Genomic DNA, 17962 nt, shown 5'->3' with positions numbered 1-17962 from the left:
GCGGGGAATTGCGTAACATCTAGAATGGGAATTTCAATGGTTGATAACAGTTTGCCTATCCTGACTGGAGATAGCATGACACCACAGTTTATTAAACAATAGTTTACATCTGTACACAATACTTTACTTTGAGTCAGGTCTGAGACTAAGGAGAGAGGAGTCAATCGTATCTTTTGTTACGAACCCTGCCTGTTGGGTGAAATCCGTTAGAATGAGAGCATAGGAGTGCTGTGAGATAAGTGGGTGTGACAGATTGCCTTTAGGTCTGAAATCCGCCCCTTCTGTTCCCTCTCTTGGCTCTCTCGTCGCTCTTAGCAGGCATTTGGGAATTCTATGACCTCATCTGTGATCAAAGACCTCAATCTAGAAATTCGCCCGTTGCAACTCCGTGATCTCGATGGGGTGGAACAACTGGTTAATCAGGTATTGGCCGACGACCACGAGAAACAAGCCAACCATCTCCGCAAAACCCTAATGGCCTTTCGCCAGTGGTATGGTTTGTTAAAATTGCTGCGTCTGTTCCCCAACCCTACTCAGGATCGTTTTTGTTTATATGTGGCGGCGAGGGGCGAGGTGATTTATGGGTTAATTCACGTTTCTCCGTTCAACCGCACGCGCACGACTTGGCGGGTGGAGAAAATCTTGGTCAATCCGGCTCTTCCGGCTGGTGAGAAACTGATCCCGGCTCAAGATGTGGGTTCTCATTTGTTGCGGCACTGTTTAGAAACCATTTGGGAAGCGCGCACTTGGTTGTTAGAGGTGAATGTGAATGATAATGAAAGTCTGGGGATTTACCGACAAAATGGCTTTCAACCTTTAGCTCAACTCACCTACTGGGCGATCGCACCGGATCTATTAAAGCATCTCGCCGCAACCCCTCCCACTGTCCCCAATTTACTCCCAGTCAGCAACGCGGACGCTCAATTGTTGTATCAACTGGATACAGTGTCCATGCCGCCTCTTTTGCGTCAAGTCTTTGACCGCCATATTCTGGACTTTAAAACCCCGTTCTGGCAGGCTTTACTGGATAACCTGAAAAAATGGTTCAATCAACAAGAACGAGTGCAGGGTTATGTATTTGAACCCCAACGCAAGGCAGCCATTGGCTATTTTGACTTAAAAATTACTAAAAATGGGGTTAAGGCCCATAAAGCCCAGTTAACGGTGCATCCGGCCTATACTTGGCTTTATCCTGAACTGCTGTCTCAGATGGCGCTGGCGGTGCAGGATATCTCTCCTCAAACTCTCCTCCTCGCTTCGGCGGACTATCAACCGGAACGGGAAGAGTATTTAGAGAAGTTGGGGGCAGAACGCACCGAACACACTCTGTTAATGTCTCGCTCGGTGTGGCACAAGTTGCGGGAAACGAAACACCTTGAAGGGCTGCAACTGTCGGATGTGTTGCAAGGTCTACAACCAGCCCGGACTCCGGTTCCAAGTCGAATGTCTTGGATGCGCCATTTCCAACATCACAAACCTGCTCAAGGGGGAGAAAATGGGGCGGAACATCCCCCGGAAGCCCATTCTTGAAAGTAATTCAGTGAACAGTAAAATATGGGAATTAATAATTAATAATTGTTCCCTATTCCCGATTCCCCCGTCTCTCGCCTTTATCTTCTCTCCTGCCTTGCCCCTGTACCACTTGTTTAACAGTGGTGAAACTTTCTAGGCTGATTAAGCCCCGTCGTTGCCCTTTTTGGTTGGAAATGCCCAAAAAGACGGCATCGCCCCGTTGAGGGTTGCGGGTGAAACGGGGGGAGGAGTTAATGTAAATCAGGGCGCTGTTGATTTCTTGGGCGAAATGGCGACTTTCTAGATAGGATTCTGTAACGAGACAGTCGGCATGACCGCTACTATGTTCGTTGATCCAGGCGATCGCACCCTCTAAATCCGGCACCATCTTAAAGGCGACAATTTTGGTTAAATAAGCTAGATCCCATTCTTTGTCTTGAACGGGTTTTAACAGATCGGGGAATTCTGCCACCAGTTGCTCATCACCCCGCAGTTCAAAGCCTTTTTCTTGTAAATCACTGAACAACCGCATCAAATAAGACAGTTTTTGCCCGTCTTGAATTAACACCTTTTCAATGGCATTTACAGCATCCGGTTCTCCTTCGTGGCTGTCGAGAATCATCCAGCGCATTAAATCTAAGTCGCCACTGGGGGAATAGTAAAGGTAACAGTTGCCCAAGGCGGAACGCAATACGGGGGCGGTTGCCCATTGGCTCACTTGTTGGACTAAACTGGCGCGTCCGTAGGGGAGAATCAGGTTGAGATGGTGATCTTGGGTGACTAATTCTTGGATGGGGGTGCCGGTTTCGGCGGGTATAATTTCAATGCTACTGGGGGGGAGTTTGGTTTCTGCGATCGCCTCTTGGATGAGTTGACCGATAATTTCCGCCGTGTGACTGGATTCGGTACTGCCGCGCAAAATCAACGCATTGCCCGTTTTTAGGGAAAATCCGGCGGCGATGGCGGCTAATTCGGGGAATGCTTCATAAACTAAAGCAATCACCCCAAGGGGCATCAATTGACAGTAGGTTTGGGAGGTTTCCAAGGGGTGGGGCGCATTCATCAAGCGCAAAATCGGGTCCGAGAGTTCCGCCAAGCGTCGCAGGAGGCGGATGGTTTTGTGGAGGCGTTCTGGGGTGAGTTTGAGCCACTCCTGCACAATCTCAGGGATGGCCATTTCTCGACTGGCTTCTAGGTCGAGGGTGTTGGCTTCGAGAATTTCCGCTTGAGCGCTTTCGAGCATTTTAGCAAGGGTTTGAATGCCACGACTGCGCTCTACTCCGCTTAAGGTATCCAATTCTAAGGAGGCTTGATAAGCGCGTTGGACGGCCAACTGAACGGGGGATAGGGAGTTCTGGGAGTTGTCTAATTCCATCACCTTGCTGCTAACGCCGATAGGATAACCAAACCATAAAAGCCGGGAGAAGAGCGAGTAACACGGCTAACATTACCCAAAAAATCACACTGAGTCCAGACGGCGATCGCAGAGCTAAGGGCAACCAGACAATCAATAACATAACAATTATTGTTAAGGCAATGGGTAAATAGCGATCGCTTACCGTCGGATTCGCCGTCACCCAGCGCGTCCCAGTCCACCGCCAAACCCGTTTATAGGGATAGGTCGTAGACAGTTGTTCAATGGTTTGACCTGTCTCATCTACCACAAAAATCTGCTGACATCGATTACAGCCTAGGGCTTCTGTGAGGACAATAGGCTGCAATAATCCTTTCCGCCGACAGGGACAAGGGTATTCATGGTCTAAGTTGATTTTCTGCACGTTCTAGGGTTAGAGCAAGAGAACAGAAGTTTTTCACTTAGCATCATGTTATCTAATCTCCTATCAAAACGGTTGCACAAATGCAACAGCAAAGGGTTTCAGGAGAAAATTCTGAAACCCTTATTTTGTAGTCATTCCTGTACAAAACCTGTACATAGTAGATTATTCATGGTTTACAAAACATGTACAGGAATGGCTGTAACCTTTGTGTAGTCTTTTAAGCGGGTAACGCGATTCGAACGCGCGACATTCACCTTGGCAAGGTGACGCTCTACCCCTGAGCTATACCCGCAGTAAATTTAAGTCACTCTTTTTATAGTTCCACAAATCGAAACCTTTGTCAAGGGGTCGGGTCAATTTTTCCCCGTTCCAGAGTTCACGCTTGATTAACTTCCCCGGTTTTTTGACCCGGTAAGAGATCCTCACCTGTGGGAGCCGGTAGTGCAGGATTGGCTTCTTCCACATAGGAATAGGGAGGAATGGTTAACTCGTGGCGCATTTGCTTCATCAGATTAGCCATTTCTAGGGCATTCATGGCATAACTCCAGCCTAAATTGCTCTTAATCCCCGCTCGTTCTAACGCTTGCTGCATGGTGTCCGTCGTCACTACACCAAAGACCACCGGGACTCCGGTTTGAAAGCTGGCGGCGGCAATGCCTTTAGCGGCTTCCCCGGCCACAAAGTCAAAATGGGGAGTTTGTCCACGAATTACGGCCCCTAAACAGATCACAGCATCGTAACGCCGAGACAGCGCAGCTTGACGGGCTACCATGGCTATTTCAAAACTCCCCGGCACCCAGAAATAATCGACCTGTGTTCCATGAGGATTGATGTCTACACCATGACGTTTTAGACAGTCTTGGCATCCGGCCAGTAGTTTTCCGGTCACTAGGTCATTAAAACGACCAATCACAATCCCAAAACGAAGGGATGCCGGGTCTTGATGGAAATTTCCCTCAAATACTGCCATGAGTGCCTCAATAGTTTAATTTGTCAATAACGATTAGGAGAATATTCTGGGTTGGCGATCGCAAAACTCAGCGCACAGTCGAAACAGATCCCCGTGAACTACCCCACCCCACTAGCGAGATGGGGAATTCCCAGCCATTGGGTTAAACCACTAAAAAGTTCAGAACGCCCACGACAATCACTAGGACTAACCATAGACCAGAACTTAGGAAAATCAATCTTTTGGATTGATCCCAGTTTTGAGGAGTGGCATAAGCCACCGGAACTCCAATCACCATGGCTAAAGACAAGAAAACCAGCCCGGCTAACGCCAATTGAAAGAGAATAGACATTTTATTATGCTCCCAGTACAGCTATGAACAGAGATTAAAAAAACAGTTGAGCAGAATCCCCCCCATTGGGCATCAAAATTCCGCTTGATTAGTACGGTACCAAATATTGACCCGTTGCACAAGACTGAAGGAATGCACCGCAACGGTAGAATTATCTAGGCTAGATGGTGGTGAACTTCCCGCCCCAATGAGAAGAGACACCCAACCAAAAAAAAGCTAGCTCGTTGCCAAGCTAGCTCTTTGAAAAAGCACCCGGGAGTCTGTCCTTGTTTCGACCCCGAGTGCTTCCTCTTACTTTCTCCTCACACTCGACTATTAGAATAACCGAATATTCGGCGTTGTCAAGCCATTCTCAGAGAAAATGGCCGCAATATTAAGGATTGATGACAAAAGAACAAACTTCTTTACCTCCCTTGTAACCCTTTAGTCAATATTTTTTGACGGGCAGGACTACCCCAAAAATGAATGGAGTCAGTGATTTAAATCACAAATTCATGGATACTTGATCTCATAGGTCATGTAATTTACATCATCTTAGATATTGACGAAGTTCACGATTTATTGTATGCGGTGTCACGGGAGAGGGGTCACTGATTAGAGATAGTAGAGAGTAGAGAGTTTTTAACCCCGGCCATGACTATTCAACATCAACTGATTCCTGGTGCGATCTTCGAGATTTTGGCTTCGGTTGCGCAAACCGGAACCCTCACCCTGACTGATCGCTATGGTCTATTAGCGGCCATTATGGAGGATAATCTAACCGAAGAAGAAAGACGGGCTGTAGACCGTCTGTTGCGTTCAGTCCAGCGTGGTCGCGTTAGAGTCGCGATCGCCTAAATCGTCCCCTTTAACCCTATATTGCAGGTCATCAGCATTCAATCAACCTTTCCAGAATGTACATTATCATCGGCGGAGCAGGCATGATGGGTTTGGATCTTGCCAAAACCCTTTTGGATTCAGGTCATACCATTGCAGTGATTGATATTAACCCCCTTGCCTGTCAGTATGCCCGCGAAAAAATCGGCGTAATGGCCTTTGAAGGCAGTGCCGTCAATACAAGTGTATTATTAGAAGCCGGAATCCGTAAAGCCGATGCTTTTATTGCCGCCCTCCCCGAAGATGCACTGAACCTAGCGATAGTCACTCTGTCCAAACATTATCAAGTTTCACAGATTTTGGTTCGGATGAGCGATCGCGATTTTGCAGCCCCCTATCAACTCGCCGGAGCCACTCATATTATTAGCACATCCGAGTTAGCCATTGCCCGTATTGTTAACGCCATTGAGTACCCCCAAGTTGATGCTATGATGCACTTTGAACAGGGACAAATCGAAGTCTTAAAACTCTCCATTCCCCCCGTTTGTTCCGTTGTCGGGCGAACCATTGCCGAAATTGCCCGAGATCCAAAATTTCCCACCGGAACCCTAATTATCGGCTATCAAGCACACCCCCATGAGGACTTAAGTATTCCCAATGGGGGTACAGTTTTAGAAGGAGGATCGACTATTTTAGCCGTCACAAAGCCCCATCTTGTCCACCAGATGCTTGATTTTATGGGGCTATGTTCCTAATCGAGTTTTAAGGTTTCACCAAATCAAGCAACTTTTACCTCTAATCTTCATTTAAAGATAACAACTTTTCATTGATTCCCCTCAAATAGACTGCTCCCACCTCATCAGACAATAATCCCTTCCGCATAGCATCCTGAATCGCCAGCTTTTCCGCTAGATACAAACGACGACGCAATCCGTCTAAATAACCCTGTTCTTGCAAACCATTAGACTGCTGGCTAATCCGTTGATTATACCAATTCCGTAAAGCCTCCTCAGAGCGAGCAATTCTCGCCTGATAACTCGCAAACAGTTCCTCATGGAGGGATTTAGGCAAACTCCCGGATTGTAACAAACTGCTTAATTCCTGTTGAGCCGCTTTGGAAGCAATTAAGTTTAATTGAAGTTCCTCAATTTGTTTTTGCTGGGGAGATTCCGGAGATAACCGCAACTTTTTCACAAACCAAGATAGACTTAATCCCTGCCCCACCAAAGACAACAACACCGTACTAAAAACGAGGGTAATCACTTCTATTCGTCCCGGCAAAGTCAAGGGCAAACTCAGAGCTAAAGCCATTGAAAGAGAACCCTTAACATTGCCTAAAATTAAAACGTGCTGCCACCGTAACGGAAGAGGACGGTCAAAGAAACGCATAAAAAAGAGTAAGGGGTAAATAGAAAAAACCCGCCCAATTTGATAAGCAATAATAGCTAATACTGCACCGGGTATTGTTGTGTAAATAGTTGTTGGATCAATTTCAATTCCGACTAACAAAAAAATAAAAGTATTAGCCCCAAATCCGGCATAATCCCAGAAATTAAGTAAACTCACCTTCGTAGTAGCTGAAGTTTGTCGAAAGCCTAGATTTCCCATCACTAAGCCCGCAATCACCACCGCAATCGCACTGGAAACCCCCAACATTTGCCCTACTTGAAAGGTGCCTAACGATATGGCAACCGTGAGCAAAATATTACTTAACGCATCATCTAACTGACGAAATAAACCTACACAGAGATAGCCCAAACCTAACCCTAAAACCGTTCCCCCGACAAAAGCAATTAAAATCTGTTCTATCCCCTCCCCAATTGTGAAAGAACCGCGAGTATGAATCGCCGTAATGACACTTAATAAAACTAAAGCGCTGCCATCGTTAAATAAGCTTTCTCCTTCTACAATTGTCACCAATCTTTTAGGCACAGCAACCGTTCTAAAGGCAACAATCACTGAAACCGTGTCCGTAATGGTTAAAATGACCCCTACCGCACAGGCTGTAATCCAAGCTAAACCTAAGCCAAATCGGAGTAAACTAGCTGTGATGGCCGCCGCTAAAATCACACCTGGACCCGCTAAAAGGAGAATGATTTTAAGGGTACTGCGTAAGCGACTGATATCGGTATTAATCGCCGCTTCAAAAATTAGAATCGGCAAAAATAAGTTGAGAATAACATCAGGATTTAAGCCAATAGCTGACGGTAAAGCTCCTTTAGGAATCGCTAATCCAGCTAATACTAAACCCACCACATAGGGAATTCTTAACCATCGAGTAATTAGAGCCACAGTTGTGGCAACCATTAAAAGCACAATTAAAGCATTCACCAACCCCGTAAACTGCCCGGAGTTGTTGGGTAAAGTTTGTTCTAGTAACGATGCTATGAGGGGATTAGTCAAGAGATCAGGAGTCCGCTTTAGGATAAAATACTCTAAGATCATGTTATCTGTGAGAGAAGTTGAACAGTGCAGGATAGCCCAAACCCTTCTTATACTAGCCCCCATCCGCAAGAGTTAAATCCCCAAGATATCACTTGGCCTTTTTGGTTTCTGGTGCCAATTTATCCCTACGGACAACGAAAAACCCTCTTAAGAGAAGTTGTCAAGGGAGAGGTTTGGATTTTTGAGCAACTCCAAGGGATTTTTTATGTGGTGGTGCCAATCCGTATGACGGTGGTGAGATTGGAGGAGGGTGGACTTTTAGTTTATGCACCTGTGGCCCCGACGCGGGAATGTTTGCAAGGCGTGCGACAATTAGAGGCACAATATGGGTCGGTGAAGTATATCATTATGCCGACAATTTCAGGGATTGAACATAAAGTTTTTGTCGGACCTTTTGCCCGACATTTTCCCACCGCACAGATTTATGTGGCTCCCAATCAGTGGAGTTTCCCGGTGAATTTGCCTTTGAGTTGGTTGGGATTGCCTCCTCGACGGACTCATATTCTACCCCCGGATAGCCGTGAAGCCCCTTTTGCAGGACAATTTGATTACGCGATTTTAGACACCATTGAACTGGGGCCAGGACGTTTTTCCGAGGTGGTATTTTTAGATCGGCGATCGCGCACCCTCCTAGTCACCGACTCCCTTGTATCCATCCCCCAAGATCCCCCCGAAATTCTACAACTCAATCCCTACCCCCTCCTCTTTCACGCCCGAGACAGCGCCTTTGATCCCCTCCAAGACACCCCCCAAAACCGTCGCCAAGGATGGCAGAGAATCACCCTATTTGCCTTTTATTTTCAACCCAGCACCCTCGAAGTAGCCCCCTGGTCCTCCGTCCTCCGCGAAGCCGTAAAAGCCCCAGAACGCAGCAAAAAAGCCTACTTCGGACTATTCCCCTTTCGCTGGAAACCCAACTGGCAAGAATCCTTTAACCAGTTACATGGGGGTGGACAGTTGCGCGTTGCCCCCATCTTACAAACCCTGATCCTCAACCGTGCGCCCCAAGCCGTGTTAAACTGGGCTGATCAAGTCGCCCGTTGGTCCTTTGACCAGATTATACCCTGTCATCTCACTGCCCCCATCGCCGCCACCCCTTGGGAATTTCGCCAAGCCTTCAACTTTTTACAAGGACATTCTTCAGGACTCCCCGATGCAGACATGGCCTTTATGCGTCGTTTGGATCAAGGTTTAGCCCAGCGTGGCATTACTCCCCCTCCGAAAGTATAGCTAGGGCGGGAGTCGGGGAGCAGGGGAGCAGGGGAGCAGGGAATTGATAATTATTACCTATTACCTATTACCTGTTCCCTATTTCCTTAAACTCAACCATGCTCAACGCCATTTTATTTGATTTAGACGGCACATTAGTTAACACCGACTCCCTCCATTTTGATACATGGATCACCGCTTTAAAACCCTTGGGAATCTCCATGGATCGACCCACCTATGATCGGGTGATTTCCGGCAAACATAACGATGATATTGTACAGGATATCCTCTCCCATTTGCCCCTAGAAGAGGCGAGGAAGGTCGCAGAAGAGAAAGAACGGCTTTTTCGTCAAATGGGAGAGAAACTAAGCCCTGTCGCAGGTTTAAACCAGATGTTAAACTGGGCAGATCAACAACAACTCAAGCAGGGAGTTATCACCAATGCGCCCCGTGAGAATGCAGAATTTATGCTCAAAACCTTGGACTTATGGGAACGGTTTCCGGTGGTCATTGTTGCCAATGATGCCCCCAAAGGCAAACCCGATCCTGCTCCCTATCAATTAGCCCTTTCTCGCTTAGAAATAGAGTCCGACGGAGTATTAGTTTTTGAAGATTCTCCTTCTGGAATTCGTTCTGCTGTGGGGGCAGGATTATATACCATTGGCATTGCTTCCACTCATCCAGTAGAATCACTCTTAAGAGCAGGAGCTAAACAGGTCATTGAGGATTTTACAGATTCCACATTGTGGGAAATATTAGCACTATTTTAGCAGAATCAGTTCCCCTAGGTGATCCGCTACTCTGAAATAGAATAGAGTGCGTCAGAGTGAGGCATTCGAGCTTCAGATCCATGCCCTTCATCCTGACGCACCCTTTTCAAAAACGCCCCGAGATAAATTTCCTAAGACTCAGGAAGTAAAACCAAATCTTTAGGGAAACTTTGCTGTTTTAGGGGTTCTAGTTTCTGCACAGTTAAGCGGAAATGATGGCGGGTGGAAGGTTCGGTAAATTGAGCTTGTAAACCTTGCCAAGCTTGCCATTTTTCCCAGCGAATTTCCTGTAGTTTTTGGGTTAAATGGGGTAATTCTTGCTCAATGGGGTCTGGAAAAAGACTTTGTAGAAATTCCACTAAGACAAAACTATCTTGAATGTCGCCTAAGACGGTCTGGATTTCCTTGATATCTTGAACATAGCTTTGATAGGTTTCCCCATAGAATTGGGTGAATAGTTCCAGTTGATAGCGCGATCGCTTGGCCTCTTTGCGCAGACTATGTAAGCTAGTGATCTCATGAGTAAAGACTTGTTCCATTAAGGCTCGGGGAGAAGGATCTAAAGAAACAGCATTCGTCAAACTCCCTACCCCCACCCACCAGCCCTGATGTAGCAACAATTGACTCACTTGGGGTAAAAGTAAATCCGCGAGAACCTCCTCAATGGGTAGAGAAGCAATAGCGTGATATTGGGGAAATTCTAACCATTCTGTTAAGCGTTGTTTGAATTTAAGGTAGGGTTTCTCTTGGAGGGCTTTACGGACTTGTTTAAAAGCTTTGTGGCGTTGATGTTTGAACGCGGGGAACACATCCCGCAGCACCTTCTGTTCTTTTTTGGGCAAATGGGGGAGATAGTCTTTTTTAAGGCTTTCCCCCAACACATCCAAATCTCGTAACTCCCCTAAAATGCGAGCAAACTTACCCACTTTTTGCTCGCGGATGCCTTTGGGTAAACGTAACGCAGTGGCAAAACCAATCAAGACGGTGCGTAAACGCCGCATTCCAACCCGCATTTGATGTAATTCTTCAGGATCTTGATCTTTGAGGACTTCCGGCTCATGTTTGAGGATTTTTTTATAATGCTTGGCAACGGCAATATAAGCCCAATCGCCAAAAGTTACAGCAGTTTCCGGTGTAGGTTGTTTCATAACTCCCCGATGAGCAGTGCAAGCTATCTTCTCCATGTTAGATCGATTTTTGGCGGTCGGGAAAACAACCAATAGTCTGAGGGGGGATTGGTTTCCCCACTGATTCTCCTCGTACTCATAGGGACGGGATAACGCAACTGGGGCAGAAGAAGCGATTAAGCTCTAACCAGACAGACGATGCTGGGGTTACTGAAACCCCGTCCGTCTGTACGGCGGGGTAATTCATGGCACTGGCACAGTATCCGAGACAAAAAGCTTGCATTGACTGCAAAAGCTCATATTATTATCGGTAAGTGTAAATCGTCTTATGGGGTAGATTTAATCATGCGTCTTACGAAATTCACCGTACTGACTGGAACAGCGTTGGCTGTTTGTTTAAGTGCGATCGCTGCCGATCTCGTACAAGCTCAACCCGGTAGCAATCCTCTGCTCCTCGCTCAAGAAAGTCCCTCCCGCGAGCCTAAAATTCGCGGAGTTGTGCGCAGTGTTGTGGGAACTCAGGTTTTAGTTGAACTGGAACGGAGCGAAGATCCCCTAATGTGGGTCGGTGTTTCCCAATCGGATTTAGGGGCCATGAACTTAATGGGCGGAACCCCCGTCTTTGTTCAAGGGCGGCGCATTGTGGGATTAGCCCCCAGAGGAATCTCCGTCTCTTCTCCCTCCGACTTCAGCAGTCGCACCGAATCCCTCTGGGCTGAATACGACCGCAACCAACAAGAACCTCGTTCTTCTTCCATTTTGCCTCCCTCTGACCCCATGATGGCCCCTGTTCCTCAAACAGCCCCCATCCCCGGTTTGTGGTAGGTTAGGCTTGGGAGGAGAACCCTATCCAGACTAGACGCTGCAAGGTGTCTCATCTCATTGGACTCGTTAAATCAACAATCCTCTCCCATTACCGCAGAGGAGCGTCCAATTCCTTTTCCCCTAGGCGCACCCTATGTAAGGGTGCGTTTTTAATTGACCGTCTGGATTCCCCTTGCCAGAACGCCCCTCAAGCGAGTATCTTTAAGGGGTATAGAGAATCAGTTGAACGTCAAATCCATCTAATTTACTTATCAAGTTTTAACTGTATGTCACGCAACAACTGGGAAGAGAGCGGGTTATTAGCCAGACTATCCGCAACCCAAGACTTCTCAAGCTTAATGCCCAGACCGGGTTGGACAGCCCATTTCCTCTGTTGGATGCAAAATCAGGGAATTTCCTTTGTCCATTTGTAGCTGATTCACCCTGAAAATTCCCCAACCATCAGGACAGATGAGGGAAGATCGCAAAAACTAAGCCGTCAAACCCCTTAGTTTTTACCTCTACTTAGAAATTTTCTCATCTCGTCACGTTTTAACTGGATCGAATTTTTTCCTGTTCCTATCTTTATACCCATTCATTTTGATCGAGTGTTCTGTCTACTCCATCAAAAATCATCCACCCATTTTTTATGAGTAAAAGCCAGCTTTTCAGCATTGATGAACTTTTACGTCGAGTGAGCCAAGGAGAGCGCAATTTTTCCCGGATTAAAGTCCGTCAGGCGAACTTTGCTCACGCTAACTTGAATCAAATTAACTTGAGTTATTCCTCCCTTAAGCACGCAGACTTAACGAAAGCGAAGTTAATGCGGAGTAATTTAAGTCAAGTGAATCTCAATCATGCCCAACTCAATCAAGCACTTTTGATTGAAGCCAATTTGAGCGGAGCAACACTGATTGAAGCGAGTTTGATGGCCGCAGACCTCAGTGGGGCGATTCTCTCTAATGCTAATCTTTCTGGGGCTAATCTGAATCGGGCTTCTTTGGTGGGCTGTAGTTTAGTCCAAGCACAATTCCTCAAAGGGAGTAAATTAAAAGGTGCAAATCTGACGGGAGCGACTTTAACTCGTGGTGCTTTGGTAAAAGCTAACTTAAATCAGGCTAATTTAACTCGGGCTATCTTAACTCAAGCAAACTTAGAACAGGCTAGTTTACAGTCTACTATTCTAACCTGTGCCTATCTTAATGGGGTGAATTTGCGGGGGGCCAATTTACAAGGGGCGGATTTAAGTTTTACCAATTTGCGCAATGCGGATTTAACGGCGGCCAATTTGAAAGGAGCTAGTTTAGAAGGTGCAGATTTAAAGGGGGCAATTTTGACCTCTGCTAATCTGCGTTATGCCCAATTACAAGGGGCAGAATTAACTAATGCTAATCTACAAAACGCTAAGTTGTCTCATGCGGATTTGACGGGGGCGAATTTATTAAGTGCGAATTTGTCCTATGCTAATTTGTCTCAAGCGCGACTTTGCCAAGCTGGGTTATTATTGGCTCATTTAATGGGAACGAAGTTTAATCAGGCTAATTTAAAGGGGGCGAATTTGATTGGGGCGAATTTGAGTTTGGCTGATTTTTCCCATGCTTTACTAGAGACGGCTATTTTACCCAATGGTCAAACGGGAGAATCAGTGGTCAATTAGTCTAATACTGGTTTTATGGCAATTGATAACTGTTCACAATAAAAAATGGACAAAACAGAAGGGGTAAATCTTGCTGCTTTATCCATCGATTTCAGGCGTGAGCATTCAAAAACTTGTCTGGGTAGATGTTCTGAGAAAAACTAAAGATTATAACATTTCTCTTCTACTGTTTGTTCTACTTCCCGTTCCATGATGCCACCCTGTTCTAGAGTTTAAAATTCCCCGGATAGAAACGAAAACACTGAGGATGGATTATTGAACTGGATTCTTGAACCTAGATCAAGACGACTTTGTTTCATAGAATCAGGTCATAGTATCAGGAACATTACGACCCGGAACTTTCTAAAAAAGAGGTCTTTTCCTCAAGTCTGTTCTCTATGTTTCTAATCTAACGAATGGGGATGGTTTCTACAATAGCCAATTCCTCTATTTTGGTTGCGCTTTTGATTAAGAAATAATACGGATTAGGTCAGGGATTTGTGTTATTTTTCCGTAATAATACGCAGGATACAATAAAATCAGCAGGGGATCTCACGAGAAGGTGATGAAGTTGCCAAGCAGGGCGAGGGTAGTCACTTTTTGGTCGAGGATTTCTGTGTGATAGAGAGAAAAGACTTGAAAGTTTTGCTGGGTGGTGGATTGTTGGACGAAATCTTTTAGGAAGGGTTTGAAGCGATCGCCTCCTGCGGTTAAACTGTCCTGGCAAAGCTGCTGTAAACGGTTTCCGGTGTTTTCTAAACCCAAGTCTCGTAAGAGATTGTTGACTCCGGTGGGAATACGATCTACAACATTTTGCTGACAAGCACTTTCTTTTATTTCACGAACAAATTTTTCCGAGGCATAATTGAGATAAGCCTCTTTTGATGGGTTGGTGACCGCAAATACACCTACTAGGGCGATTAAAGCGATCGCACTCCCCCCCTGATAAATAGTCTGGCTAGATAATCCCATAGTTCTAGTAATCATAACTGTAGAACACTTGCTATTCTCCTACAAGGGCAAAGTCTGATATTCCGGACTGCCCGGAAATCCTAGCCCTTCTGTTGTAGTCAGTTTCAGGTTATGAATCTGAGGTTTGCCACTGGGTCAGCCAATGAATCAGGTCAGGAGGAAGAGTCAGACGCTGACGTTGGATGGGATCAATGGCAACGTGACGGGTTAAAACTTGAGCAACTCGGCGATCGCCTGCTGGGTCGTGATAAATTTGATATGTCACCTCAAAGCTGCTTGAATCTAAGGTATGGGGCGTGAGGACAATCAGAATGCGATCGCCACAAAACAAAGGTTGGAAAAAGTCCACCGCACAATGAGTAATCGGTAACGCCAAACCTCTGGCACTGACCAACGCCTTGAGATCAATACCAACCGCTAGTAATGAGTCCTCATAGGCCACATGACACAAGTGGGGGACATTGGCAAAATAAACCACCCCGGCCGCGTCAGTTTCCGAAAGATGGATGGTATAACTAGCAGTAAAACTCATAGGCGATTAGAAATTAGCATGATTTGAGGGGGAGATATGATAGGGTTCAGAAACATTTGGAGCAGATTCACGCTCTTAAGCTTACAACGGAGGGGTTAACCCCGATCTAGTTTATTCGTTCTAGCTATAATCGATAATTTGATTTCCAGTCCGGTCAGAAGTCGCTACTATAGCGTTACATTGATTAACATACCGTCTCTAGATTTAGTCATTCACTCAATTTTGATGGTCACATCTCGACTCCAACTAACTCATCCTAACCAGGTTGTTCCTACTGTACACTGTGTCGAATTCATGCCCAAAGGCGCGATCAAGTGTTGTGGGGTGGACATGACCTTCTCGATGGGACAACAGCAAATTGCTGTATTACAAGGTATTGACTTATCCATTGAACGGGGGGACATTCAGCTTTTAATGGGACCCTCTGGGTCTGGTAAAACTACCTTACTGTCCATTTTAGCGGGACTCTTGACCCCCAGCCACGGGAAAGTCTACCTCCTCGGTCATGAAATTACCCGGATGTCCCGTCGTCAATTAGCCCGCTTTCGTCTACACAATATTGGGTTTATTTTCCAAGGGTTTAACTTATTTCCAGCCCTCACGGCCTTGGAAAATGTAGAGTTAGCCATGAAAATGAAGGGCGTCCCGAAAGCAGAACGTCGTCCCGAGGCCACCCATTTACTGGACAAAGTGGGGTTAGGGAACAAGATGCACCACTTACCCCGCGACCTTTCTGGGGGTCAACAACAACGAGTGGCGATCGCCCGCGCCCTAGTGGGGAAACCTCAACTCATTATGGCAGACGAACCCACCGCCGCCCTAGACTCCCACAGTGGTCATGGGGTGATTGAACTCCTGCGGGAATTAGCCAAAGAAGAACACTCTACTGTTGTCATGGTGACCCATGACCCCCGCTTAAAAACCGTCGCCGACAAAATCACCTACCTCGAAGACGGGATCTTAATGCGTGAACCGTCCTGTGATCAGAACCCTAGTTTCACCCACTAATCCCCGTTCGTCCATCCTAACTCAATGGGTCAAAGAGAGACGTGAGCATCCCCGATAGTTCAGGTTCTTTCCTCCCGCCCTCTTACGCTTATGTCTTCCCTCTACCAACTTGAAGCACTACAACAGGAAATTGCCAACCATCCCGAGCAATGGCGGCCTCTCGTGTTTACCAATGGGTGTTTTGACCTGATTCATGCGGGTCATGTGCGCTACCTACAAACGGCCAAAGCCTTGGGCAAAACCCTAATTGTGGGTTTAAACAGCGACAGTTCTGTGGCTCAAATTAAGCCCTACAGCCCCGGAATGCCCTCTCGCCCCATTATTCCCCAACAAGAACGAGCAGAGGTCTTAGCGGCTCTAAAACCCGTGGATGGCGTCGTTATTTTCGAGCAAACCACCGCGACTTTTCTCCTCGAAACACTCAAACCGGAAATTTATGTCAAAGGGGGCGACTACACCCCGGACACATTACCCGAATATCCCACCGTACAAGCCTATGGTGGACAGATTGAATTAGTACAGGTCGAGATTCCCTCTTCAACGACGAGTATTATTCAGCGTATTCTGGGCAAGCAACCGGAATTGAAAAATCTTTGACCATCCCTATGAACGAATTATTCCAACAAGTTCGGATTCTCGATCCTCTCTCCCAAAGCGATCGCCTTGCAGACATCTTGATCTGTGACAGCAAAATTGAGGCGATCGCCCCCCAACTGACCCAATACCCCTCCGACAGCCAAATCACCCCCCCCTCTGGCTATATTCTCGCCCCCGGTTTAGTCGATCTCTACAGCCAGAGTAGCGACCCCGGTCACGAAGACCGAGAAACCCTCGACCAACTCGCCCAAGCCGCCCTAGCAGGCGGTTTTACCCACATTACCCTCCTGCCCAACACCACCCCCCCCTTAGACACAGCCGCCACTTGTCAATTCCTCCAGCAAAAAGCCCAGACCCTTCCCAAAAAACCTCAATTCCACTACTGGGGAGCTATTACCCGCCATCTCGCTGGAGAACAACTGGCCGAACTCGACGACCTCCGGCAAAACGGCGTAATCGGTTGGAGTGACGGCAAAACCCTAGCCCATTGGGGCCTATTGCGTCGGGCCCTCGAATATGCTCAACCTTGGCAAAAACCCCTCGCGTTAGGGCTAACTCACCCCCAACTCCAAGAACAAGGCGTAATGCGCGAGGGGCCCCTCTCCATTCAAATGGGACTGGTGGGAGATCCCGCCTACTCCGAAAGTGCCACCCTCGCCGCCCTGTTGGAAATTATCGCCGCCTTCTCCACCCCCGTTCATCTGATGCGGGTTTCCACCGCTCGTTCCGTGGAACTCATTGCCCAAGCCAAAGGGAAAGGCCTCTCCATTACTGCCAGCACCCCCTGGCACCACTTACTCCTCGATACCAGCGCCCTCATGGACTATGACCCCAATTTGCGCCTAGATCCCCCGTTGGGGAACAGTACCGACCGCCTCGCCCTGCAAGAGGGAGTTAAAACCGGGGTAATTGATGCGATCGCCATAGATCACACCCCCTACAGTTACGAAGAAAAAACCGTCGCCTTTGCCGAAGCCCCCCCCGGAGCCCTGGGCCTGCAACTCGCCCTCCCCCTGCTCTGGCAACACCTCATCCGCCAAGGCGATTGGACCCCGCTCCAACTCTGGAACGCCCTGAGTACCGCCCCCCACCGTTGCCTACAACAACCGCCCCTAGAATGTACCCCAGGCACCCAAGGCGGCTTTATTCTCTTCGATCCCCAAGCCCCTTGGACCGTCGATTCAACCACCCTCCATTCCGCCTGTCAAAATACCTACTGGTGGGGGAAAACCTTACAGGGTAAAGTTTTACGAGTTTGGTAGGTTAGGTCTGCTGAAAAAGCCCAACGCTAGACTCAACAAGGGAATAGGAAATAGGCAATAGGCTAAATTGACATACTCACCGTGCTGAAGCAACGGTGATTCTTGACACCTCAACGACTGACGCTGGCGAACCAGTCTTACTCTGTCTCCGTGTCCGTTTAGAGTCGTGGCGATGCCCCATCCCGACTTGATC

At 47.2% G+C, this 17962-nt stretch carries 18 protein-coding genes and 1 tRNA gene; 10 read left to right on the top strand and 9 right to left on the bottom strand.

The features are described 5' to 3' along the window. Positions 1-333: 333 nt before the first annotated feature. Positions 334-1530, top strand: a complete 1197-nt coding sequence (locus K4A83_RS01260; RefSeq protein WP_265262559.1) for a GNAT family N-acetyltransferase — start codon at positions 334-336, stop codon at positions 1528-1530. A gap of 52 nt (positions 1531-1582) precedes the next feature. On the opposite strand, the gene K4A83_RS01255 is transcribed toward K4A83_RS01260, so the two are convergent. From K4A83_RS01255 to psbZ, 5 genes are all read right to left on the bottom strand, one after another. Continuing rightward, the gene (locus tag K4A83_RS01255) at positions 1583-2887 is read right to left on the bottom strand and encodes a glutamate-5-semialdehyde dehydrogenase (RefSeq protein ID WP_265262558.1); all 1305 of its coding nucleotides are present in this window, start codon (positions 2885-2887) and stop codon (positions 1583-1585) included. A gap of 10 nt (positions 2888-2897) precedes the next feature. Continuing rightward, the gene (locus K4A83_RS01250; RefSeq protein WP_265262557.1) at positions 2898-3290 is read right to left on the bottom strand and encodes a hypothetical protein; all 393 of its coding nucleotides are present in this window, start codon (positions 3288-3290) and stop codon (positions 2898-2900) included. A 220-nt stretch (positions 3291-3510) separates the two neighbouring features. Beyond that, positions 3511-3582, bottom strand: a tRNA-Gly gene (locus K4A83_RS01245). Between the two features lie 84 nt (positions 3583-3666). Beyond that, entirely contained in the window at positions 3667-4260 is a 594-nt protein-coding gene (gene ribH, locus K4A83_RS01240) for a 6,7-dimethyl-8-ribityllumazine synthase (protein WP_321160985.1), read from the bottom strand. A gap of 142 nt (positions 4261-4402) precedes the next feature. Further along, a complete protein-coding gene (gene psbZ / locus K4A83_RS01235) occupies positions 4403-4591 on the bottom strand; it encodes a photosystem II reaction center protein PsbZ (RefSeq protein WP_017304778.1) in 189 nt (62 codons plus the stop codon). Positions 4592-5224: 633 nt separating this feature from the next. Between psbZ and K4A83_RS01230 the strand changes: the two genes are divergently transcribed. After that, entirely contained in the window at positions 5225-5428 is a 204-nt protein-coding gene (locus tag K4A83_RS01230) for a hypothetical protein (protein WP_265262555.1), read from the top strand. Between the two features lie 56 nt (positions 5429-5484). Next, positions 5485-6162, top strand: coding sequence for a potassium channel family protein (locus K4A83_RS01225; RefSeq protein ID WP_265262554.1), 678 nt, complete (start codon positions 5485-5487; stop codon positions 6160-6162). Positions 6163-6202: 40 nt separating this feature from the next. On the opposite strand, the gene K4A83_RS01220 is transcribed toward K4A83_RS01225, so the two are convergent. Next, positions 6203-7852: a cation:proton antiporter gene (locus tag K4A83_RS01220; RefSeq protein ID WP_265262553.1), complete on the bottom strand. Its 1650-nt coding sequence runs from the start codon at positions 7850-7852 to the stop codon at positions 6203-6205. A gap of 24 nt (positions 7853-7876) precedes the next feature. Between K4A83_RS01220 and K4A83_RS01215 the strand changes: the two genes are divergently transcribed. Together K4A83_RS01215 and K4A83_RS01210 are read left to right on the top strand one after the other, a co-directional pair. Further along, entirely contained in the window at positions 7877-9082 is a 1206-nt protein-coding gene (locus K4A83_RS01215; RefSeq protein ID WP_265262552.1) for a DUF4336 domain-containing protein, read from the top strand. A gap of 98 nt (positions 9083-9180) precedes the next feature. After that, a complete protein-coding gene (locus tag K4A83_RS01210) occupies positions 9181-9831 on the top strand; it encodes an HAD family hydrolase (RefSeq protein WP_265262551.1) in 651 nt (216 codons plus the stop codon). Positions 9832-9962: 131 nt separating this feature from the next. On the opposite strand, the gene K4A83_RS01205 is transcribed toward K4A83_RS01210, so the two are convergent. Beyond that, positions 9963-10979 (bottom strand): CHAD domain-containing protein, encoded by a 1017-nt coding sequence (locus K4A83_RS01205; RefSeq protein ID WP_265262550.1) that lies wholly within the window; start codon positions 10977-10979, stop codon positions 9963-9965. A 324-nt stretch (positions 10980-11303) separates the two neighbouring features. On the opposite strand from K4A83_RS01205, the gene K4A83_RS01200 reads away from it, so the two are divergent. Together K4A83_RS01200 and K4A83_RS01195 are read left to right on the top strand one after the other, a co-directional pair. Next, the gene (locus K4A83_RS01200) at positions 11304-11783 is read left to right on the top strand and encodes a hypothetical protein (RefSeq protein WP_265262549.1); all 480 of its coding nucleotides are present in this window, start codon (positions 11304-11306) and stop codon (positions 11781-11783) included. A gap of 628 nt (positions 11784-12411) precedes the next feature. Next, positions 12412-13419, top strand: coding sequence for a pentapeptide repeat-containing protein (locus K4A83_RS01195; protein ID WP_265262548.1), 1008 nt, complete (start codon positions 12412-12414; stop codon positions 13417-13419). Positions 13420-13950: 531 nt separating this feature from the next. Here the strand turns inward: K4A83_RS01195 and K4A83_RS01190 are convergent. Next, complete coding sequence (locus K4A83_RS01190) at positions 13951-14370, bottom strand: DUF4359 domain-containing protein (protein ID WP_265262547.1); 420 nt, start codon at positions 14368-14370, stop codon at positions 13951-13953. Between the two features lie 109 nt (positions 14371-14479). Continuing rightward, positions 14480-14902 carry an acyl-CoA thioesterase gene (locus K4A83_RS01185; RefSeq protein WP_265262546.1) on the bottom strand — a complete coding sequence of 141 codons (423 nt, stop codon included), beginning with the start codon at positions 14900-14902 and terminating at the stop codon, positions 14480-14482. Between the two features lie 294 nt (positions 14903-15196). Here K4A83_RS01185 and K4A83_RS01180 point away from each other — a divergent pair, with 294 nt between their 5' ends. From K4A83_RS01180 to K4A83_RS01170, 3 genes are all read left to right on the top strand, one after another. Further along, positions 15197-15910: an ABC transporter ATP-binding protein gene (locus tag K4A83_RS01180; RefSeq protein ID WP_265262545.1), complete on the top strand. Its 714-nt coding sequence runs from the start codon at positions 15197-15199 to the stop codon at positions 15908-15910. 90 nt (positions 15911-16000) lie between these two features. Next, positions 16001-16507: an adenylyltransferase/cytidyltransferase family protein gene (locus tag K4A83_RS01175; protein ID WP_265262544.1), complete on the top strand. Its 507-nt coding sequence runs from the start codon at positions 16001-16003 to the stop codon at positions 16505-16507. 8 nt (positions 16508-16515) lie between these two features. Next, positions 16516-17769: a dihydroorotase gene (locus tag K4A83_RS01170; RefSeq protein WP_265262543.1), complete on the top strand. Its 1254-nt coding sequence runs from the start codon at positions 16516-16518 to the stop codon at positions 17767-17769. Positions 17770-17962 lie beyond the last annotated feature (193 nt).

The organism is Spirulina subsalsa FACHB-351, from assembly GCF_026130165.1.
Taxonomy (GTDB): Bacteria; Cyanobacteriota; Cyanobacteriia; order Cyanobacteriales; family Spirulinaceae; genus Spirulina_A; species Spirulina_A subsalsa_A.
Note: the sequence above shows the minus strand (reverse complement) of the source record. Positions and strands in the feature narration are given on the sequence as shown.